17 protein-coding genes are annotated in these 21,303 nt (G+C 65.9%); 3 read left to right on the forward strand and 14 right to left on the reverse strand.

All coding sequences use genetic code 11. The annotated features are described in order from the left end of the window. Nucleotides 1-115 precede the first annotated feature (115 nt). Nucleotides 116-469, forward strand: a complete 354-nt coding sequence (locus tag IPI67_29020; GenBank protein ID MBK7584231.1) for a hypothetical protein — start codon at nt 116-118, stop codon at nt 467-469. A gap of 24 nt (nt 470-493) precedes the next feature. Here the strand turns inward: IPI67_29020 and IPI67_29025 are convergent, their stop codons facing one another. After that, nucleotides 494-1,639 (reverse strand): acyl-CoA dehydrogenase family protein, encoded by a 1,146-nt coding sequence (locus tag IPI67_29025; protein ID MBK7584232.1) that lies wholly within the window; start codon nt 1,637-1,639, stop codon nt 494-496. Between the two features lie 110 nt (nt 1,640-1,749). Between IPI67_29025 and IPI67_29030 the strand changes: the two genes are divergently transcribed. Continuing rightward, nucleotides 1,750-2,469 carry a hypothetical protein gene (locus tag IPI67_29030; GenBank protein MBK7584233.1) on the forward strand — a complete coding sequence of 240 codons (720 nt, stop codon included), beginning with the start codon at nt 1,750-1,752 and terminating at the stop codon, nt 2,467-2,469. A gap of 10 nt (nt 2,470-2,479) precedes the next feature. On the opposite strand, the gene fadJ is transcribed toward IPI67_29030, so the two are convergent. The 11 genes from fadJ to IPI67_29085 form a co-directional block, all read right to left on the reverse strand. Next, nucleotides 2,480-4,744, reverse strand: a complete 2,265-nt coding sequence (fadJ, locus tag IPI67_29035; GenBank protein MBK7584234.1) for a fatty acid oxidation complex subunit alpha FadJ — start codon at nt 4,742-4,744, stop codon at nt 2,480-2,482. After that, the gene (gene fadI, locus IPI67_29040; protein MBK7584235.1) at nt 4,744-6,039 is read right to left on the reverse strand and encodes an acetyl-CoA C-acyltransferase FadI; all 1,296 of its coding nucleotides are present in this window, start codon (nt 6,037-6,039) and stop codon (nt 4,744-4,746) included. The genes fadJ and fadI overlap by 1 nt, the downstream gene beginning before the upstream one ends. Nucleotides 6,040-6,217: 178 nt before the next feature. Next, the gene (locus IPI67_29045) at nt 6,218-6,718 is read right to left on the reverse strand and encodes a hypothetical protein (GenBank protein MBK7584236.1); all 501 of its coding nucleotides are present in this window, start codon (nt 6,716-6,718) and stop codon (nt 6,218-6,220) included. 494 nt (nt 6,719-7,212) lie between these two features. Next, a complete protein-coding gene (locus IPI67_29050; GenBank protein MBK7584237.1) occupies nt 7,213-7,707 on the reverse strand; it encodes an LEA type 2 family protein in 495 nt (164 codons plus the stop codon). Nucleotides 7,708-7,798: 91 nt separating this feature from the next. Then, entirely contained in the window at nt 7,799-9,190 is a 1,392-nt protein-coding gene (lpdA, locus tag IPI67_29055; protein ID MBK7584238.1) for a dihydrolipoyl dehydrogenase, read from the reverse strand. Between the two features lies 1 nt (nt 9,191). After that, nucleotides 9,192-10,550, reverse strand: coding sequence for a 2-oxoglutarate dehydrogenase complex dihydrolipoyllysine-residue succinyltransferase (odhB, locus tag IPI67_29060; GenBank protein MBK7584239.1), 1,359 nt, complete (start codon nt 10,548-10,550; stop codon nt 9,192-9,194). A 21-nt stretch (nt 10,551-10,571) separates the two neighbouring features. Next, on the reverse strand, nt 10,572-13,385 hold the full coding sequence (locus IPI67_29065; GenBank protein MBK7584240.1) for a 2-oxoglutarate dehydrogenase E1 component: 2,814 nt from the start codon (nt 13,383-13,385) through the stop codon (nt 10,572-10,574). A gap of 186 nt (nt 13,386-13,571) precedes the next feature. Beyond that, nucleotides 13,572-15,164, reverse strand: a complete 1,593-nt coding sequence (locus tag IPI67_29070) for a hypothetical protein (protein ID MBK7584241.1) — start codon at nt 15,162-15,164, stop codon at nt 13,572-13,574. 140 nt (nt 15,165-15,304) lie between these two features. Next, nucleotides 15,305-15,811, reverse strand: coding sequence for a hypothetical protein (locus IPI67_29075; GenBank protein MBK7584242.1), 507 nt, complete (start codon nt 15,809-15,811; stop codon nt 15,305-15,307). Then, nucleotides 15,808-16,107 carry a hypothetical protein gene (locus tag IPI67_29080; protein ID MBK7584243.1) on the reverse strand — a complete coding sequence of 100 codons (300 nt, stop codon included), beginning with the start codon at nt 16,105-16,107 and terminating at the stop codon, nt 15,808-15,810. The genes IPI67_29075 and IPI67_29080 overlap by 4 nt, the downstream gene beginning before the upstream one ends. 81 nt (nt 16,108-16,188) lie before the next feature. Beyond that, nucleotides 16,189-17,178 carry a magnesium transporter CorA family protein gene (locus IPI67_29085; protein MBK7584244.1) on the reverse strand — a complete coding sequence of 330 codons (990 nt, stop codon included), beginning with the start codon at nt 17,176-17,178 and terminating at the stop codon, nt 16,189-16,191. Between the two features lie 112 nt (nt 17,179-17,290). On the opposite strand from IPI67_29085, the gene IPI67_29090 reads away from it, so the two are divergent. After that, entirely contained in the window at nt 17,291-19,507 is a 2,217-nt protein-coding gene (locus IPI67_29090; protein MBK7584245.1) for a hypothetical protein, read from the forward strand. 19 nt (nt 19,508-19,526) lie between these two features. Here IPI67_29090 and IPI67_29095 read toward each other — a convergent pair whose 3' ends face one another. Together IPI67_29095 and IPI67_29100 are read right to left on the reverse strand one after the other, a co-directional pair. Continuing rightward, nucleotides 19,527-20,216 (reverse strand): TetR/AcrR family transcriptional regulator, encoded by a 690-nt coding sequence (locus IPI67_29095; GenBank protein MBK7584246.1) that lies wholly within the window; start codon nt 20,214-20,216, stop codon nt 19,527-19,529. A 43-nt stretch (nt 20,217-20,259) separates the two neighbouring features. Then, on the reverse strand, nt 20,260-21,090 hold the full coding sequence (locus IPI67_29100) for a hypothetical protein (GenBank protein ID MBK7584247.1): 831 nt from the start codon (nt 21,088-21,090) through the stop codon (nt 20,260-20,262). Between the last annotated feature and the right edge of the window lie 213 nt (nt 21,091-21,303).

A 21,303-nucleotide genomic window follows, 5' to 3' on the forward strand; every position in this document is an offset into this window, starting at 1 on the left:
CCTTGGGCGCAGAATCGACCAACCCGGAACCCGCTCTACGGCAAGGCTTTGGCAGGCTATCGTGAAACGACATGCTGCACGTCTGGCCAGGCGAGCCGATCAGGAGGCACGGCACATGACTTACGTGGGGCTCTGGGTCCGAGCCTTCGCCGTCACCCTCGGCAGTGAGCTCCTGATCGCGCCCCGGCTGCTGCCGTCTCGCGAGTCACGCCGGCGTCGCCTCGGAGCGGTCGTGGCCGCCAACGTGCTCAGCCACCCGGCGGTGTGGTTCGTGTTCCCTGACCTCGGCCTCCGCTATGGGTCGATGTTGGTGCTGGCCGAGCTCTGGGCGTTTGGCTCCGAGGCGCTGCTGTACGCACTCGTGTTCGTAGGCCTCTCGTGGCGCCGAGCCCTGGGCGTCTCCGCCGTCGCGAACGCGCTGTCTCTCGGCCTCGGGCTTCTGCTGCGCGGCGCCGGCTTCACGCTCTGACGCGGCCGACATTTCGGACCTTGCTCAGAGCCCCAGCTGCTTCGCGATGATCACCTTCATGATCTCGTTCGTGCCCGCGAAGATGCGCTGCACTCGCGCGTCCATGTACGCGCGGGAGATCGGGTACTCGAGCATGTACCCGTAGCCGCCAAACATCTGCAGGCACTCGTCGACCACTTCGCCCACCATGTCGGTGTGCCAGAGTTTGGCCATTGAACACTCCTTGACCAAGGATTTTCCCTGCATGTGTTCGACCACGAGGCGATCGGCAAAAACGCGTCCGACCTCGACCTTGGTCGCTACCTCCGCCAGCTTGAACTTGGTGTTCTGGAAGCTCGCGATGGGTTTGCCGAAGGCGCGCCTTTCCTTGACGTAGACCAGCGTGTCCTCGAGCACCTGTTCCGCGCTCGCTTGCGCCGCCAGGGCCACGACCAGCCGCTCCTGGGCCAGCTTCTGCATCAGCATCATGAACCCGGCCCCCTCCTCGCTCAGGCGATTTGCAACCGGGACGCGGCAGTCCTCGAACGACAGCTCACTCGTGTCCTGCGAGGCCATGCCCATCTTCGCCAGCTTCCTGCCCTTGACGAACCCGGGTCGGTCCGCCTCGACCACGACCAGCGAGATCCCGCGGTGGGCGTTGTTCGGGTCGCTGTCGGTCTTCACCGCAACGATGCACAGGTCGCACAGGATGCCGTTGGAGATGAACGTCTTGGTCCCGTTGATCACGTAGTCATCAGCGTCGCGTACGGCGGTCGTGGCGATGGCGGCAAGATCGCTGCCGGTTCCCGGTTCGGTCATGGCAATGGCCGTCACCAGATCGCCGGACGCAGCGCCCGGGAGCCAGCGTTTCTTCTGAGCGTCATCGCCGAACTCGTGGAGGTAGGGAACGATGATGTCGGAATGCAGAGACATCGCGAAGCCGGAGTCATAGACCTTCGCGAGCTCCTCGATGACGATGCAGGAGTGCAGCAGATCTCCGCCCGGCCCGCCGTGCTCCGCCTCGAGCCACGGGCACAGGAAGCCGCCGGCCCCGGCCTTCCTCCAGGTCTCCCGATCGACCATGCCCTGTGACCGCCAGCGCTCCTGATTGGGTACCACCTCGCGCTCGACGAATTTTGCGAACGACTGACGAAACAGCTCGTGCTCCTCGCTGTAAACATTCCGATCCACGGCGGTATCCTCCGGCGTCGGAGCCTATCACCGCGTGAAACGCGCGCGACGCGCCTCAATCTGGCCCTCACGAGCTGGCGCCGCCGGGAAGCATGATTTACAAGGCAGGCATGCGTCGTTCGTGGATCACCCTCAGCCTCGTCGGCCTGCTCGTTGCCTGTGGAAAACCGAGCGGCGGTGGCGCCGGCCCGAGCAGCACCGCCGGCACCAGCGTAGCGGGGCCGCCGGCCGCAGGTGGTGAAGTCGCGCGCCCGAGCGCGACGGAGCTCGCCCCCTTCGCTGTCGGCCAGTGGTCGAAGTACCGCATCAGCATGGATGACGGCCAGGTCACCGAGATCACCTACAAGATCGTCGGCGAAGAATCGGGCGCACACTGGCTCGAGATCGTGCGCGGCGCCGCGAACGCTGGAACCGTGATGCAGCTCTTGGTCAGCCTGAAGAGCCGCAGTGATCCGAATAGCCTCGAGATCAGGGCCGCGCGCATCCGCATGCCAAACGACCAAGTGCGCGAGCTACGAGACGAAACGCTGAAAGCGAGCGCTGATGCCTACAAGAAATCGTTGTCGGATATCTTCGTTCCGAACCTCGCGGGCGTGAGCCAGGAGGACGTGACCGTGCCCGCGGCGACCTTCCGCGGCGCCTACAAGCGCCAGCAAAAGGTCGAGACCTCTCAGGCCTCATCCGACCAATGGGTATGGATCCATCCAGCGGTCCCCATCAGCGGCGTGGTCAAGTCCGAAGAGATCGGCAAACCGAACAAGACGGAGCTCTTGACCTGGGGCGCCACGGGCGCAAAGAGCGAGATGCAGCGCGAGCCCAAGGCGCCCTGAGCCGCCCGGCTCAGACCCGAACGCGGGCGCCAGCCTTCTTGGCGCTCTCGAGTACCCCCGGAGAAAGCGCGCGCTCCCCGTGGAAGGTTGCGCCGCTCTGCGCCATCTCCACCAACACCGGCGCGGGCGTGAAGCGTTTGCCGTGCTCCTTCTCGTAGCGCTCCATGCGCCGCACGACGTCGAGCGCGCCGACGCTGTCGACGTAGCGGAAGGGCCCGCCGCGGAAGGGCGGGAACCCAAGCCCGAAGATTGCACCAATGTCACCGTCTCGTGCCGAACGCAGGATGCCCTCGCCAAAACACAGCGCCGCCTCGTTGACCATCTGTAGCGCCAGGCGCTCGGCGATTTCGTGTTTGGAGACCGCGCCCGGCTTGGGCTCGACGCCGAGCACTCGGTACACACTCGCGTCGACGGTCTTCGGCCCCTTCTTCTTGCCTCCGTACTGGTAGAACCCGCGGGAGTTCTTGCGCCCAAAACGCTCGTCGGCCACCAGCTTGTCCATGCCCGGCGGCGGCAGCATGCGCTCACCAAATGCCTCGAGCATGATCTTGCCGACCTTGGCCCCGACATCGATGCCAACCTCGTCGAGCAGCGTGACCGGACCGACGGGATAACCGAAATCCATCAGCGCGCCGTCGAGCTCCTCCACTGGCACACCTTCGGACAGCAGCCAGGCCGCTTCGTTCATGTACGGCGCGAGGATGCGCGAGGTGTAAAATCCAACGCCGTCGTTGACGACGATCACGGTCTTGCCCTGCTGTTTGCCGAGCGCGACCGCCGTCGCGGTGACCCACGGCGCGGTCTTCGGCGTCACGATGATCTCGAGCAGGGGCATCTTGTGCACCGGCGAGAAGTAGTGCATGCCGATCACACGTTCCGGGTGCGCCGCTGCGCGTGCGATCTTCCCAATGGGCAGCGACGAGGTGTTGGAGGCGAAGATGGCCTTTGCATGCCCGTGCTGTTCGATGTCCTTCAGCATCTGGTGTTTGAGCGCCAGGTCTTCGAACACGGCCTCGACCACCAGCTCCGCCTCGCGGAATCCGCTGTAGTCCGACGTCGGCGTGACCCGAGCCAGGAGCACGTCGCGTTCCATTGGCGTCATGCGTTTGCGTTTGACGCGTGCGTCCAGGATGCCGGCGACGTAGCTCATGCCAGCGGCCAGGCCCTTGTCGTCCCGATCTTTGAGGCGCACCGGTAGCTTGGCGATGTGCGTGGTGACGTAGGCAATGCCCGCCCCCATCAACCCAGCGCCGAGCACGCCGAGTTTGTGCACTGGCTTCGGCTCCACCTGTTCGTCGTCGACCCCGAGATCCTTCTTGAGCTCCACCGTTGCGGTGAAGATGTTCATGAGCTGAGCCGCCTCGGGGCTCACCGCCAAGGCACCAAACGCCTCGGCTTCTGCCTCACAGCCTTTTTCGAAGCCCCCTTCGAGCCCGGCGCGTACGACCTCGAGGATGCGCTCGGGCGAGGGGTAGTTTCCGCGCGTCTTGGCGAGCAGCTGCTTCTTGGCCTGATCGAACAGAACCTTGCGCCCCAGCGGGTTCTCCGCCAGCGCGAGCTCTGTCAGCTCTTCCTTGCTGAAGAACGACTTCAGGCGATCGAGCCCCTTGGTCTTGGGTTTTCCTGCTTCAGCCAGCACGAGCGCACGTTTGCAGGCGACCTCGAGCAGCACCGGCGGCGGCACGACGTCGTCCACGAGCCCCATCTTCTTGGCGCGTCTGGCGTCCACCTGTTTGCCCGTGAGCATCAGGTCCAGCGCGGCTTGCACTCCCACGAGTCGCGGCAGCCGTTGGGTGCCCGCCGCCGCCGGCAACAGCCCTAGCTGCACCTCCGGCAGCCCGAGCTTGGTCTTCTTGTCATCGCTCGCCACCCGAGCGTGGCACGCCAGCGCCACCTCGAGCCCACCGCCCAGGCAAGCGCCGTGAATGGCTGCCACGACCGGAACCCGAAAGCCTTCGATACGAGCCACTGCCCGCTGCCCGGTCCGCGAGAGCTCCGCCGCTTCAGCGCTGGACTGCACACGCTTGATCATCCGAATGTCCGCTCCGGCGATGAAGCTGTCCGGCTTGCCGCTGGTGAAGACGACCGCGCGCAGCTCGGTCGCCGCCTCGAGCTCGTCGAACACCCGAGCAAACTCCTCCGCGAAGTTCTGTTGCAGAGTGTTCATGCTCTCGCCGGGAACGTCCATGCGCACCACGGCGACGCCGTCGGCTCGCTGCTCGACGCTGAGCACGTGTGTCTCTCCCGACCCGTTGCCGTTCTGTCGTTTGGCCATCACTCTGCCTCCAGTACAATCGCCGCGCCGAGCCCGCCGGCCGCACACGCAGTGCACAGCGCAAGGGCGCCCTTGCGGCGCCTGAGCTCGTTCAGGCTCTGGGTGATCTGCCGCGCGCCCGTGGCCGCGAACGGGTGTCCGATGCTGATCGAGCCGCCGGACACGTTGAACCGATCCCAGTCGACCTCCCCGATTCGCTTGCCGCGCCCGAGTTTGTCCCGGGCGAACTCGTCGCTCTCGAACGCCTGGGTGTTGCTCAGCACCTGCGCCGCGAAGGCCTCGTGCATGTCGATGAGGTCCAGATCCTTCAGCTTGAGCCCGGCGCGATCCAGCGCCAGCGGGGTCGCGTAGGACGGGCCCATCAACATCTGGCCTGCGGGGTCGAGCGCAGCAAACGCATAGCTGCGGATGAAACCCAGTACGTCGAAGCCACCGGCACGCGCCTTCTCCTCGCTCATCAGGAGCACTGCGCTCGCACCATCGGTCAGCGGCGAGCTATTGCCCGCGGTGATCGTGCCGAGCTTTCGGTCGAAGGCCGGCCGCAGCTTCTCGTACGACTCGAGGCTCGAGTCCTTGCGCACCAGGTTGTCTTCCGCCACGACCTCGAACTTCGGCGGAACGAAGACGTGCATCACCTCTTGTTCGAGCCGCCCGTCGTTCCACGCTGCCGCGGCCAGGCTGTGACTGCGATGCGCGAGCCCGTCCTGGGCGCTGCGGGAGATCCCGTTCTCCTTGGCCATCTTCTCGGCGCTCTCGCCCATCGTGAGCCCGGTCGAATACTCCGTGAGCGCGGGAGGCACCGGAACCAGATCTTTGGGCGAGAGCCCGGCAAACGCCTTGATGCGCTCGCCGAGGCTTCGGGCCCGACTCGCTGCGATGAGCGCCTCGGCCAGGCGTTTGCTGACGGCGATCGGCACGTCGCTGGCGCTGTCCGCGCCACCCGCGACACCGCAGTCGATGGTCCCGGCCATGATGGCTTCGGCGACGTTGATGGTGGACTGGTAACTGGTCGCGCAGGCCCGCGACACACTGTAGGCCTCGATGTCGCGCGGCAGACCCGTACCGAGCACGATCTCGCGCGCAATGTTCGGTGCAACCAGCGACGGGACGACCTGGCCGTACACCAGCTGCTGCACCGCGCTCGGAGCAACCTCGGAGCGCTCGAGCAGCTCCGCCACGACCAGCTTGCCCAGGTCGAGTGCGCTCAGCGTCCGAAACGCGCCCCCCGACTTCACGAATGGGGTGCGCAGCCCACTGACGATCGCAACCCGGCGTGCGCCAACCTTCTTGCCCATGGTGACCGGACCTCCTGGCGGCTCCGCTTCGACAGCGGGCCGCACCGCGCTCCACCTCGGAGCGTCAGACCAGGGGTCCATAGGCAGTATGACGCGGCGTGTCAAGCCAGCGTGGGGTCAGCCCCGGCAATCGTTTCGCGGGCAGTGCCCAACAAGCTGCCGCGAAGGCAGAGCCAGCTCAGGAAGAGCCCGAGGCCCGCGACAGATGGCCGGGCAGGCCAATTGCGCGGGTTCCACTGCGCCCAGCTCCAAACCGAACCCGCACTGTCACCGGGCTTCCGGCGAGGCCGTCACACAGGGCGCCGACAAATGCCATCAACTCGTGCCGCACATCGTCTCCGAAGTGCTCATCCCCCATGATCACCAGCTCACCCAAACCCTGGGCGGTCATTTGATTGAGGATGCTGCGGGCGATCTGGTAGCGGGCGTCGCGAGCTTCGGAGTCGATCCGTTGGCTGGTCGCCAAGATTGCCACCGGAAGTGTGACCTGTCGCTCGGCGAGCCGCGCGAGGCGGCCCACGACTCGGGTCGCGAATTCCTCACTGCTCTCGCTCGCGGGCTGAGATTCGACGACGGCACTCGAGGCGCGGCCGGCAAGCTCGCTCGAGTACGAGGGCCAGCGTGCGCCGGCCTCCATCACCACCATCGCCGTCTTGGTATCGTTGTGTTCCAGCGTCATTGGATTGACTCGGCGACAGCCGACCCCTGGTAGCTGAAACCCGGTGGCCCCGAGATCATTCCCCAACGCGACCTCCAAACGCCAAAAGGCGTACTTCCCCCGATCAACATGATCGACCTCCCTGTCAGCACCCCTCGCGCCGACAAACGGAGGATCGCGAAGCCGCGCGCGGGCGTCAACCCAGCGCGGACAAATGAGTGGGCGTTTTCACCACTCGATTTTCGCGGGGCAATCGCAGAAACCCGCTCACGTCGGTTCTTTCCCTGTGCGAAAGCGCACAACTAGACTCGACTTGTGCGCTCTCGCGCAGCGGAAACACTGCTGCGAGAGGGTTTCTTCGAGGTTACCCCCGGCGCGCGACCTGCCAGAAATTCGCGACTCATCCCAGACCAGAGCAGGCATCCGCCGGCCTCGCCGGTAGTTCAAGTGGGTTTTCGCCGCTCATGCCCATCGCGATCTGAGCGTCGCAAGACTGCTCGGGTCGAGACTAGAGACTAGCGAAGAAATGGCATCGATGAGCGCGCGGCCTGCAGCACCGCGATGCGGGGGATCTTTCCGGTCTCGTCGACGGGGTAGTTGTCGCTCTTGATTCCGACGGAGCGGATCGCAGTGACGTCCGCCTCGCCGCGCACGCGGTACTCGATGTTGGCATTCATGGCCGTTTCACCCAGCAGCGGCGGCACCATGCCCCACGGGATGATCACGGGCGCCGCGACGATCGTCGTGCCGTCCGCGGGCAACCACTGATTTGGACTGTAAACGAGCGGCGGCAGCGTCCAGCGCCCCTGCAGCGTGGTCTGGACACGCACGTTGCGCACCTGCACGTCGAAGCTGTTGGAGTTGTTGACGCGCAGGTACACGGTCATGCCAATGCCCATCGGGCTCGCGGTCTGCACCTCGGCGTGATGAAGCTCCATTTTCGGCTTCGACACACAACCCGGCAAGACCAGGACCGAGGCGCCCCCGAGCAAGAAAGATCGCCGCTGCATCGTCCGGAGCGTAGCCGACGCGGGCAGCCCGTACCAGGCGTCAGATGAAACCCGCCGAGTTGGCCAACCCGCGCACGAGCGGGCTCGAGCTTCAGATGTGGAGCGCGCGCCCATCGACCGCGAGCGCGGCCTCTTTGACCGCCTCGGCCAGGGTCGGGTGGGCGTGGCAAGTGCGCGCCAGGTCCTCGGAGCTCGCGCCGAACTCGATGGCCGCCACGGCCTCCGCAATCAGCTCGCCGGCGCGCGCCCCGATGATGTGCACACCGAGCACTCGATCGGTCTCGGCATGCGCGAGGATCTTCACGCGCCCATCCACGCTGCCAAGGGCCTTCGCACGACCGTTGGCCATGAAGGGAAAGCTCCCCTTCCGGTAGAGCACTCGCTCGGCAATCAGCTCCTCTTCGGTGGCGCCGACCCCGGCGATCTCCGGGTGTGTGTAGCAGACGCCAGGGATGGCCGCGTAGTTGACGTGCCCATAGCCGGTGACGATACGCTCGACACACGCCACCCCCTCTTCGCTGGCCTTGTGGGCGAGCATCGGCCCTTCGATCACGTCTCCGACGGCATAAATGCCGGGGACCCGTGTCACGTAGCCTTCCCCGACCGGGATCCGCCCTCTGGCATCGAGCTCGATGCCGACCTTGTCGAGTCCGAGTGCGGCGGTGTTCGGTGCGCGCCCGACGGCCAGGAGCACACGGTCGCACACAATCGGTTCACCCGCTTCGATGCTGACGACGGCGCCGCGGCCCTCACGTCGCGCCCCGGTCACCCGCGTGCCGGTGCGGATCTCGAGCCCTTGGCGTTTGAGGACCCGCAGAGCATCGTTGGCGATTTCCGCATCCATGCCGGGCAAGATGCGCGGCAGGTACTCGAGCACGGTCACCTTGGCTCCCAGCCGCTGCCACACGCTTCCGAGCTCGAGGCCGATGAAACCTGCCCCGATCACCACCAGGTGTTCGGGGACCTTCGGGTAAGACAGCGCCTCCGTGCTCGTCCCGATCACGTCGCCGTCGAGCTCCACGCCCGGCAGCGGCTGCACGACACTTCCGGTGGCAATCACCACGTGTTCGGCACGCAGCTCGACCCCGCCGTCGCTCGACTCGACCCGAACTCTGCCTCGGCCCGACAGGCTGCCGTTGCCGGCGTAGCGGGTGATGCGGTTCTTCTTGAACAGACCCGCGATCCCCGCGGTCAACGCGTGCACGGTGTCGTCCTTCTTCCGGAGCATGCGCGGCAAATCGAGCTCGACCCCCGTCAGCTTCACCCCAAAGGCCTCGAGACCGTGTTTCGCTTCCGCGTAACGTTCGCTGGCCTCGAGCAGCGCTTTGCTCGGGATGCAGCCAATGCGGAGACAGGTTCCGCCTAGCGCGGGTTCCCGCTCGATACACGCAACGTCGAGCCCCAGCTGCGCCGCCCGGAGCGCCGCGACGTAGCCGCCGGGGCCGGCGCCAATCACGATCAGGTCGTGTCTTTTTTCTGCCACGTCAAACCTCGAGCAAGATGCGAGAAGGTTGCTCCACACACTCTTTGATGCGCTTCAAGAAACCGACGGCCTCGCGACCGTCGACGATGCGGTGATCGTAGCTCACTGCGACGTACATCATGGGTCGCACGACGATCTGACCATCGCGCACCACGGCGCGATCCTGGATGGCGTGCAGACCCAGGATGGCGCTCTGCGGCGGGTTGATGATGGGCGTCGACAGCAGGTTTCCGTAGACGCCTCCGTTCGAGATCGTGAACGTCCCGCCTTGGAGCTCCTCGAGCTTCAGTTTGTTCGCCTGCGCGCGCTTGCCATAGTCCGCAATGCTGAGCTCGATCTCAGCAAACGAAAGGCGCTCGACGTTGCGAATGATGGGTACGACGAGCCCCTTGCCGCCGCCAACGGCCACGCCGATGTCGTAGTAGTTTTTGTACACGATGTCGGTGCCGCGGATCTCGGCGTTGACCTCCGGCACCAACTTCAGCGCCTCGACCGCCGCCTTCACGAAGAACGACACCAAGCCGAGTTTGATCGCGTATTTTTCCTGAAATTGCGCCTGCAACTCCTTGCGGAGGTTGAACACGGCAGACATGTCGACCTCGTTGAAGGTGGTCAGCTGCGCGGTCGACTGCAGCGACTCGACCAGTCGCTCGGCGATGCGCTTACGCATCGGGGTCATGGCGACGACCTCTTCCTCGCGCTCGCCTCCCGTGACCAGCGCGGTCGGCTCGGGCGGTGAATGCGCCGCCGGTGACGACGCAGCGACGGCCGGACGCGGGGCCTCGACCCCCGCCGAGGCCGGTGCCGACCCGGGGCTTCGGCCCGCAGCCGCACGCAGCACGTCCTCCTTGAGCATACGTCCGCCCGGACCGGTGGCAGTTACGTCCGCGGCGGCGACGTGACCTTCGGCCAACACCCGGCGCGCTGCGGGCATGACTCGGGCGAAACCCTCGGGCGGCACGCTGGCGGCGCGGGCGCTTTGTGGGGCCGAGCCGGGCTCGGCGACGGCTCGCGCAAAGGGCGACGGCGGCGCGCTCGGCGCGTGCGGCGTGGCCGCCACCGGAGGCGGCGAGGCGGGGGGAGCCACCTGCACTGGCGCGGGTGCCGCGCCGGCCGAAGCCATCGACTCTTCCACCGTGCCAATCACGTCTCCGACTCGGGCGGCCTGACCGTTGGCCACGCGGATCTCGGTGAGCACGCCGTCGACCGGAGCCGGCAACTCGACCGTGACCTTGTCGGTCTCGATCATCACCACAATCTCCTCGCGGCGGACGCGGTCTCCCACGGACTTCAACCACTCGCCGATCACCACCTCCGTGATCGACTCGCCGACGCTTGGGACCTTCAGTTCGAGGAGCATCTCTTTCGTCGCCTTTCTGCTTCAGCTGAACGCCTTTTCGAGGATCTCCGCCTGCTCGAGCTTGTGCGCGCTCGGCGAACCGGTGGCCGGGCTCGCGGACTCCGCCCGACACACCACCGAGAGCGGGTGCCGCCCGAAGACGCCGTCGCCGAAGCGCGCGCGCAAGTGGCGCCACGCGCCCATGTTGTTGGGCTCGTCTTGCAGCCACACCACCGGTGTCCCTTCGCGGAAGGGCTCGAGCTCGTCGCGCAGGATCGCGGCGTCGAGTGGGTAGAACTGCTCGATGCGCAGGATGGCGACGTCACGTCGTGCCAGCTCCTCGCGGCGCTGCACGAGGTCGTAATAGATGCGACCGCTGCACAGGAGCACACGCTGAACCTCCGCCGGCTCGACCGCCGGATCAGCGAGCACACGTCGGAACCGCCCCGTCGCGCACTCTTCGAGGGAGCTGGTGCAGCGGGGGTGTCTGAGCAAGCTCTTCGGAGTGAACACGATCAAGGGCTTTCGCCACGGGCGGAGGACCTGGCGGCGGAGCAAGTGAAAGTACTGGGCGGGCGTGCTCGGCTGCGCGATCTGGATGTTGTCCTCGGCGGCCAGCACCAGGAACCGCTCGAGCCGTGCGCTCGAATGCTCCGGCCCCTGCCCTTCGTAACCATGCGGCAGGAGCATCACCAACCCCGACAGTCGCTTCCACTTGTCCTCGGCGCTGACCAGGAACTGATCGATGATCACCTGGGCGGCGTTGACGAAGTCGCCGAACTGCGCCTCCCACAGCACCAAGCCGTCCGGCCAATCCAGGCTGTAGCCGTACTCGAAGCCGAGCACACCCGCCTCGGAGAGCGCGCTGTTCACGATCTCGATCGGCGCTTGATCCGCCGCGAGCGCGCCGAGTGGCATGTGGGTGTGACCGTCGAGGACATCGTGCAGCACCGAGTGTCGGTGACTGAACGTACCGCGCTCCGCGTCTTGACCGGTCAGGCGAACACGCATGCCGCTGGTCACCAGGGTCGCGAACGCTAGCTGCTCCGCGGTTCCCCAATCGAGGGGGCGCTTGCCGTGCGCGACCTCACGACGCTGCTCGAGCATGCGCTCGATCTTCTTGTGGGGATGAAATCCCTCGGGCACGGCCGCCTGCGCTTCGACGAGCTCCGCCAGCCTCTCTCGGGGCACACCCGTCTCGACCTCGCGAGCGTCTTCTTCTGCGCCGCCCGAGTAACCTTGCCAGTAACCGCCGAGCCAGGCGCTGGTTCGGACGTAGTCGCTCTTGCGCGCCTGCGACAGCTCGCGCTCGAGCTGTTCGCGGCGTTCGACCTCGATGCGATCCGCTTCGTCGCGTGTGACGCCACCGAGCGCGAGCAGGTGCTCGAGATACCCGTCCCGCACGCTCTTGCGCTCGTTGATGGCAGCGTAGAGCAGCGGCTGAGTGAATGCGGGCTCGTCGCCCTCGTTGTGCCCCAAGCGGCGGTAGGCATACATGTCGAGCACGACGTCCCGCTGGAACTCGCTGCGAAAGTCCAGCGCCAGCCGCACGACCTGAGCCACTGCCTCCGGGTCTTCGCCGTTCACGTGGAAGATCGGGCTCTGCAACATCTTGGCGACATCCGTGGCGTAGGTGGTCGAGCGACTCTGCGTCGGCGGCGTCGTGAACCCGATCTGGTTGTTCACGACCACGTGCAGAGTGCCCCCGGTCCGGTAGGCCTCGAGCTGGCTCAGGTTCAGCGTCTCCTGGATGATGCCCTCGCCTGCAAATGCCGCGTCACCGTGGATCAACACGCCGAGCTTCTTGTCGCGCTCGGTGTCTCCACCCCGATCCTGCTTGGCGCGCACCCGCCCCAGCACGACGGGGTTCACATACTCGAGATGACTCGGGTTGAAACACAAGGAGAGATGCACCTTGCGGCCATTGGCCGCTTGCCAGTCGCTGCTGTAGCCGAGGTGGTATTTCACGTCGCCGCTGCCCAGAAACAGCTCGGGATCGCGGTCGTCGAACTCGCGAAAGATCGCCCGCGCACTCTTGCCCATGATGTTCGCGAGTACGTTGAGCCGCCCGCGGTGGGCCATGCCCAGGACCACTTCGTCCACACCTCGCTCACTCGCGCGCTCGATCGCGAACATCAAGAGCGGGATCAGGCTCTCGGAGCCCTGCAGAGAGAAGCTCTTGGCGCCCAGGTACTTCCGCTGGACGAACTCCTCGAACATCACAGCGTCGGTGAGCTTGGTCAGGATGCGTAGCTGCTCCTCGCGGCCGAGGCTCAGATGGTTCTGGGAGCCCTCCATGCGCTCCTGAAGCCAGTGTTTCACCCCCAGGTCGTCGATGTGCATGAACTGCACGCCGATCGAACGGCAGTAGGTATTCCGGAGCAGCGTGAGGATCTCACGCAGCGTCATCACCCGACCGTCAGCAATCGTCCGGGCGCTGAACTTGCGGTCGAGATCTTCTGCGGTGAGCCCGTAGTAGTCCGGGGCGAGCTCGGCCTGATCGGCGCGCGGCAGACCCAACGGATCGATCCGCGCGATCATGTGCCCGCGGACTCTGTAGGCGCGAATCAGCTGATCGACGCGGTCCTGGCGCACGACCGCATCACTGACGTCTGCGACCTGCACAGCGCCGGGCTCTCTCCGGAGCGGGCCGCGCGCCGCGCCGTTGCCCGGGTTGAAGACGCTGTGCGGGCGAAAGGTCGGGCCGAGCCTTGGTGGTGCGCCAGCGTCCCCGAGCGAGGCGAAGTAGCGCTGCCAGTCTTCTGAGACGGAGCGCGCGTCCGCGACGTAGGCCGCGTAGAGGTCCTCGACGAAGCCGAGCGACAGGGCATTCGGGGCGCGCGAGCTGAAATCCATGGCCTCTGCCATCTGCTCCCCCCGCCCCTGACGGTCAAGCGGGTGTGCAGGTCGAAACCCGCTGCGACTGGGTTTTGAGGGGGGATCCGCCCTCGACCGGGACTCCGCCGGGGTGGGTCCGAAACCCGAACGTAGCAACGGGCGCAGCTCTCTCTCGAGCCGCACCCGTTCGAGCAGCACGCCGCTTCAGTTGCAGGCTTGCGCGAAGTCGGAGCAGCAGTCGCCGCGCTGACCACACTGCGGGTCGCAGTAGCAGAGATTGTCGGGGGAGCTGCCCGGCGCCGCGTCGGTTCGGCCGCAGTAGTCCTTGCAGCTCCCGCCGGCGGGGCCACCACACGCCGCGGCGCGTCCCTCACAGCAATCGCCGTAGCTGAAGCACTGCGCGTCGCAGTAACAGGTTCGACCGTCCACGGTCTGAGCGGCCGCAGACTCACACTTGCCCGCGCAGACCCCTGCCTCGGCAGGCGGTGGCGGCGCGTTGGGGTCAATCTGCGATTTGGCGAGCAGCTCCTTGACCTTGGCGTACGACACGAAGGGATTGCTCGTCACGTCCCCTGCGGGGCCGACGCTGGTCCACAGGAAATCCGGCTGCTCACTGAATCCCCACATGCTGTGGTTCGAGCCTGGCTTGATCCACTCACCGCCGATGATCTTGCCGTCGGCGTCGCCCTCGACGATGTAGTTGTACTTGTCGGTGCGCAGATAGCTGCCGATCTCTGGCACCAGTGGGTGGTCCGTGGCGTGGGACTCGGTGACATAGTGCATGGTCACCACGACCTCCCAGAAGCGCTTCGCCTCGGGGTTGTAGGGGTAGTCGGCGCCCTCGATGCCGAGCAGCGCATTCGCCTTGGCGACGTCGATCTCCTCGAGTTTGTCCACCTTGAAGTCGTGCACGGGCTGGTTCCACACCTGGTAGTCGTAGGTGCGGTCCTCGGCGATGGCCATCTTGTACCGCCCCAGCATATTGGTCACGATCACGTGGAACGAACCCGCGTTGGTGTCGCGGCAGTTCGGATCCTTGATCCGACCGTGCTCGTCGCGCTCGACCTCTTTGGTGTTGCAGCGCCCGCCCACGATGATCGATTTGCTGCGGTCGTAGATGGTGATGAGCAGCGCCTTGATATCCGACGGGTAGAACATGACGCCCTGGTACTCGACCGGGAACTTCGGCTCGACCTCGTTCAGCGCCGCCGGCGTCCAGGCGTGGCAGAGGCCCCACCATGACTCGACGCCGTCGTTGTCATCGCACTCGTCGACTTGGCCGTCGCCGTCGCTGTCGACGCCATCGCGCGAGGCTTCGTTGCCCTTGTTGGCGCTCTGGTACTTGGCGGCCGGGCCGAGCTTCTCGTAGTAATCCTTGTCCCAAGCGCTGGTCCCGGCGGCGCAGTTGTCGGCGTCGAAGGGACGGAGTTTCATGAACTCCGCGTCGGCCTTCCAGCCGTTGAACGCAACGTCGTACTTCTCGAGAGGACTGAGCTCGTCCTTGGCCTTCCAGCGCGTGTTCGTGCTGTCCTTGTAGGTTGGCCAGTAGGTGTCGGGCCAGGGTGTGTTCTGGGCCATGCCTTCCAGAGGCAGCTCGCCCATGCTGTAAACGAGATCCTTGTTCAAGAAGTCGCCCAGCTTCTTGGGATCGTTTTTGTAGTCCCAGCCTTCAGCCTTGCCGAGCTTCGGCGGGCGAGATGGGTATTCGTAGCTGCCTCCGCCGGTGCCGGAGGGATCGCCGCTGCAAGCGACGACGGAAACCAGCGCGCCGAGGACGAGAACGTTGCGGAGTTTCATCTGGCCCATCTCCCTTCACGGGTGAACACCCCGTGTGCCCCAAATACCTACATGTAAGTATCTGTGGGGGCAAGTGGGAAATCTCAGGCGGCCAACTTTTCTGCGGAATGCCGCGCTATCCAGCGGTCAAGGGTGTCCGTTCAGGGGCAGAGCGCCGCCTTGTCGGAGCAGCAGTCGCCGTATTCGCTGCAGGAGCCATCACACCAACACGAGCCGTCCGGCGAGGAGCCCCCGCACGACGAGCGGCAGCTCTTTGCGAATGGGTTGTCGCTGGTGACGACCTCGAGCGAGCCGTTGTCGCTCGGCTCGGCGGGAGCGGGCGTCGCCGGCAGGCTCACCGCGGACCAATGGATGCCGTGGCCGACATACGCGAGCCCGATCAGGCCACCCGGATGTTTGCCTTGAGCCACGACGTGCAGGAGGCTCGGCGGCACGAAGTACCCCGCGCCGCTGTCGTCGCGGGGATCCGTCATCTTCCGGGCCTGGGCCATGAGCGGTTCGAGCGCGGCCTGGAACTCCGTGTAGGTCGCGTAGCTCTTTTTCACCACCGCGACGAGCGCGTCGAACAGCTGTTCCACGGCGATGCGCTTCGGATCCGTCGCCGGCAGCTCGTTCATCGCCATTGCCTCGAGCACACCAGGTTTCATCTGAACAAGTGGGTCGGCGCGGGGAATTTCGCCTGCGCCAGATCCACCAGCACCGTGTAAGCGTCCTCCACCTTCAGCATGGCCGGCTCGCCGGGCCAGATCGCGTTCAGCTTGGCGACGTCGGCCACATAAGGGCTGACGAAGAGATCCGTCGGGGAATCGCACTTGCCCGAGCAACCCACGGGTTTCTGGCGAGCGTCTCCCCCACCCGACCCCGTGTCTCCAGCATCGCTGCTGCACCCGAAAGCAAGCGCCAGCGCGGCGATGACCGACAGTCCAATCGAAACCCTTCGCATGCTCGCATGCTCCGGCCTCCGCCCTGGACGATCACGGACCCGAGCCGTCTCGTCAACCGCCATCGCGGGCCGCTCGTGCGCTCACAACAGCTTCGCACGGCGTGACACGAGCGCGATCAGCAAGACGATGCCGAAGACCATGCCCCAGAACATGGCGTATCCGTACTGCCACTTGAGCTCGGGCAAGTGGTCGAAATTCATGCCGTACACACCGCACAAGAAGGTGAGGGGCAGGAAGATGACGCTGACCACCGTCAGCTTCTTCATCACCTCGTTGGTCCGGTGCTGGACCAGCGACATGTACAGGTTGAGCGAGTTCGAGAGCACGTCGCGATCGACCAGCAAATCCTGCAACACCCGCTCGAGGGTCCCGACCATGTTTGCCAGAAACGGCTGGGTGGCCTCGCTGATGTAGAGGGACTTTCGCGTCGAGAGATCGGTCAGCACGGCGCGGGCGGGCATGACCACCTTGCGGAAGTGAAGCAGGTCGGCGCCCAGCTCCGAGACACTGGCAAAGACCCGATCGTCCACCTCCTTCATCAGCTCGTTCTGCAGTTTTTCGACCCGTTCTTCGAAGCGTTTCTGTACGGCCAGGTAGTTGTCGGTCAGGTGATCCCAGATCTCGTACACCAGGAAGCTCGGGCTCTTGGCGAAGGCGATGAAGTCGTGGGAGTAGTCCTTTTTCAGGGCCTCCAGGAACACCACGGCGCCACGGTGAAGCGTGAACAGGAAGCGGTCGCTGATGATGCAGTCGACCCGCTCGAGATCGAAGTGTCGGCCGACGAGGCGGCAGCCGGAGATCACCAGATGAAGGTAGCCGTCATAACGCGCGGTTTGTGTCGCCGGCTCACGGGTCAAGGCGTCTTCGACGATCTCTTCGTTGAAAAGCCCGAGCTCGGCCAGGGCCGTGCGGGTTGCATCTGCGTCGCCAATGTCCACGTCGATCCACACGTACTGGCCGGCCTCGATCGCGCCACGGACCTCGGATAGCTGCAGGAATCGCTCGACCTTCTTCTCGAAGTCGAACGCAACGACGCGCGTGGTGCTGCCCGCGGCGGGCTCTTCGGACATGCAGGCTCGCCGCGATCGTACGTCGGGACGTCAGGCGAACGCCAAAGAACGGCGAAGAAAGCCGGCCTCGGCTTTCCCCCTCGGCACATTCGGCGCTACCTTTGGACCGACCATGGTTTGGCGGGCGCCCTCGATTCGACGTGCGGTGAGCTTGGTTGCCTCCGCGATCGTTGCTGCGCTCACGGCCGCGTCGTGCTCACTCAGCCAGGATCTGGACTCCCTGAAGTCTGGCTCGGCCGACGCTGGCACGTCCGACAGCGGCAAGCCGGACGGCGACGCGGCTATCTGCGTTCCGGACCCCGGAGTGTGCGTGGCCTCCGGCGCGGAGTGCGGCAAGTACGACGACGGCAAGTGCCCGCTCGATTGTGGCGCGTGTCCGCCAGGGCTCAGCTGCGGCGGCGGCGGCAAGGCCAATCGCTGCGGCTGCAAACCAACCACCTGTGCGGACAGTGGTCGACAGTGCGGCATTGCTTCGGACGGGTGCGGCGGCACCCTGTCGTGTGGGGAGTGCACGGGTAGCCTGCTCTGCTCTGACAAAGGCCAATGCGTGACCTGCACCGAGGGCGCTGCCTGCTCACCTTCCAAGCTCTGCGTCACCTCGAGCATGGACTGCAGCGGAGCCCCGAAGTGCGTCGACGACGGATTCATCAGTGAGGGTAAGGCGTGCGGTCCCGGCCTCACCTGCAACGGCAAGGGCAACTGCGTCTGCACCCCCAAGACCTGCCAAGAGGCGGGTGTCGAGTGTGGTGCACCGAACGACGGTTGTGGCGGCAACCTCGACTGCGGCGGTTGCCCGTCGGGGCAGATCTGCGGGACGAGCGGCACGTGTGGCGCTTGCAGCGAAGGCGACCCGTGCGCCGCCTCGAGCCCCTGCAAGACCGCGAGCATGACTTGTGCGGGCGGTGAAGCGAAATGCGCCGACACCGGCAACGCAGCGGCCGGCACGAGCTGCGGCGCGGGGCAAGCGTGCGACGGGGCAGGCGCGTGTGCTTGCAAGCCGAAGACCTGCGCCGAGCTCGGCAAGGCTTGCGGTACCTTCAAGGACGACTGCGGCAACGACCTCGCCTGTGGCACGTGCCCGAGTGGGAAGGTCTGCGGCACCGACGGCCAGTGCGCTGCTTGTGTGCAGGGTGCAAGCTGCGCCGCGTCGGCGGTTTGTCACACCGCCAGCGTCGACTGCTCGGGCGGAGCGCCCAAGTGCAACGACACCGGGTTCACCGCTGCGGGTGTGTCTTGTGGACAGGGACAGGTCTGCAACGGCCAGGGAGCGTGTGTCGCTTGCGCCCAGGGCCAGAGCTGCGCGCCGAGCACGGCCTGCAAGACGGGATCGACGGACTGCTCGACGGGCGCGTCGGTCTGCCTGGTGACCGGGAGCCTGGCGGCCGGCACCGCCTGTGGCGCCGGCAAGGTGTGTGACGCCGGCGGCTCCTGCATCACATGCACGGATGGTGCTTCTTGCACGCCCTCACAGCTGTGCAAGACCGGAACGTTGACCTGCTCTTCGGGCAGTCCGGTGTGCAGCGCGGCAGGCAATGCTCAAAGCGGGACGGGCTGCGGCACCGGCAAGGTCTGTTATGCCGGGTCGTGCAGCAACTGCGCCGGCGGCAGCTCGTGTGTGCCGTCCAACCCGTGCAAGAACGGCGCGCTCGATTGCTCGAGCGGGCAGGGCGTGTGCAACGCAACGACCAACGTGGCCTCGGGCACGTCCTGCGGCTCGGGCATGGTGTGCAACGGCGGGACGTGTCAGGCGTGTAGCGAAGGCGGCGGCTGCACTCCGTCGAACCCTTGCAAGAACGGCTCAGTCAGCTGCAGTAGCGGCAGCTCCGTGTGCAACGCGACCACCAATGTGCAGAACGGCACGAGCTGTGGCTCGAACCTGGTTTGTTACAATGGTAACTGCAACGCCTGCCAGACCGGCGCCAGCTGCTCAGCGTCGAACGCCTGCATGAATGGTGTGACCCAGTGCAGTACCGGTCAGGCCGTATGCGCCACGTCTTCGCCCAAATCGAACGGCAGCGCCTGCACCGGCGCGGGCTGCACGGGTGGTTTCGTGTTCGGGTGCGACGGCAACGGCACGTGTGTGGCCGGCGACGAGTGGCAGTTCAGCTCCAACGCGGGCTACTGCATTGCGACCGTCTACTATTGTCCAGGCACACCCCAGCCGGGCCTCCCGCCGAGCAGCGGCGGCTACGCTCAGCTCGCGGTGCCGGCCGGTTGCGACTACTCGGGCTGCCCCACGGCGGACTCGTGCCAGCGGAACTTCTGCATGCCATGTCCGGTCGGCGGCTGCGCATTCTGTCCGACCTGGCCGACGCCCATCTTCAACTGAGCGCGGCCCGCCCCGAGCGTCAGCGAGCCCGACGCCCTTTGGGCTCCCGGGCGTGCACTCGCAGGTAACCCTGACTGACGAAATCGAAGACCTGCTGCGAGAGCACCTCGGCGCTCTCCTCCGCCAAGCCCAGCGTCACGGCTTGGTACAGCAGCTCCTTCAGCGCGCCGATGGTCAGGTAGGCGATCACCCGCGGCTCACCGTCCGCGACGATGCCCAGCTTCTGACCCTCGCGCAGGCTGTCGGTCAGGAGCTGGACCACAGCGTCGTAGAAGGTCGAGAGCTTGCGGTCGAAGGCCGGGTCTACGCCCTGCGCATCAGAGAGCAGGATCTTGGTCATGGCGCGATCCGCCAGACACATGCCGATGATGCCGCGAACGTTGGCGCGCGCCTGCTCGGCCACCGGCGCTGCGCCCGGCGCTACGTCGATGCGATTGATCGCCATCGTGAGCGAGGTGAAGAACCGATCCATGAGGTCGGAGAACACCGAGCGCTTGTCCTCGAAGTAGAGGTAGAAGGTACCGCGGGCGACGCCGGTCTCGGCCACGATGTCGTCAATGGTCGCCTGATGGTAGCCCCGCTTGGCGAACACATCGCGAGCGGCCGCCAGGATGTGCGAGCGGCGCTCGGCCTTGGACGCCGCCACCCTGCGTTTGCCGCGACCCCGCGCTCTTTCCGACGCTGGCGATTTGGTCTTCGCGCGGGCCACGGCGGAGACCATACGTGGTCGGACCCTGGCGTGTAAACGCGGGTCAGTTCTTGGTGAAACAAACCGTGGCGCCAGCGCGACACTTGCCCGTGTCGGTGTCGCAGAAGCCGACACACTCCTCGAAGCTCGAGCACGGCTCGCCGCTGGCCTTCTTCGCCACGCACTGCTTGGCCGGTGTGCAGTAAGCGCTCTCGATACAAGCGACCGAGTCGCAGCTGCCGCCGACGGGGGTGAGCGCAACACAAGTCCCGGATGCCCCCGAGGTAGACTGGCAGGTCGCATCTTTCACACAGCTCGAGAAGCCGGCACACGGCGCTCCGAGAGCGGCTCTCGCTTTGCAGGTGTCCACGTCGCAATACAGCGCCGGATCGTCTTCGCATACGAAGTACTCGGTCGCAGTGCTCCCCTTGGAGCCGCAGGGTTGACCTACCGCGGGGACCGGCTCGACCTTGCAGGTGCCCGAGCCACTTCCGGACGAGTAGTGGCAGCTGACACCCCCCTCCGCGGGAGTGGCGCAGTCGGAGCTCGAGTCGCAGCCCGAGCCGGGAGCGGACGAGCCGGCGAACACCGCGTCGCACGCCTTCGGCTCCGGCTCTTCGCAGCTCCAGCTCTGGAGCGCGGCAAGACATTCATCGGCCGCGGCCTGGTTGAGCTTCGAGCCCTGGGCGGCCGATGCAAAACTGATGAACTGCCTGCAAGCTCCCTCGTCGTTGTCGTCGCCAGCGGCTTTGCAGCACGGGGTCAGCCGCGGACACAGGAGCTCTCCATAACGAGCGGCGAAATCCTGAGCCGGTGTCTTGTCGTCGGAGCCGCAGGCAAGAAGCAGCGAGCAAGCGAGCAGCAGGGAACCACCGAGCTTCGTCGTACGCGACATTCGCGGGACTCTAGCAGCCCCCCTCGGGCCCCTGTGGCGGGGGGTGGACTGCCGAGTGACACGGACGTCAGCATGCTCCGAGCGGGAGCAGCGACGCGGCGCGGCCGGGTCACCCGAAGCCTCCCGGCCGGAGAACTGGGCCAAATCACCCGCCAAGCGTCGGGTCGGGGGGGGCTTCGCTCAATGCCTGCTTGCCCTCATGGTCCCGATCCG

This window comes from Myxococcales bacterium (assembly GCA_016706225.1).
Lineage (GTDB): Bacteria > Myxococcota_A > Polyangia > Polyangiales > Polyangiaceae > JADJKB01.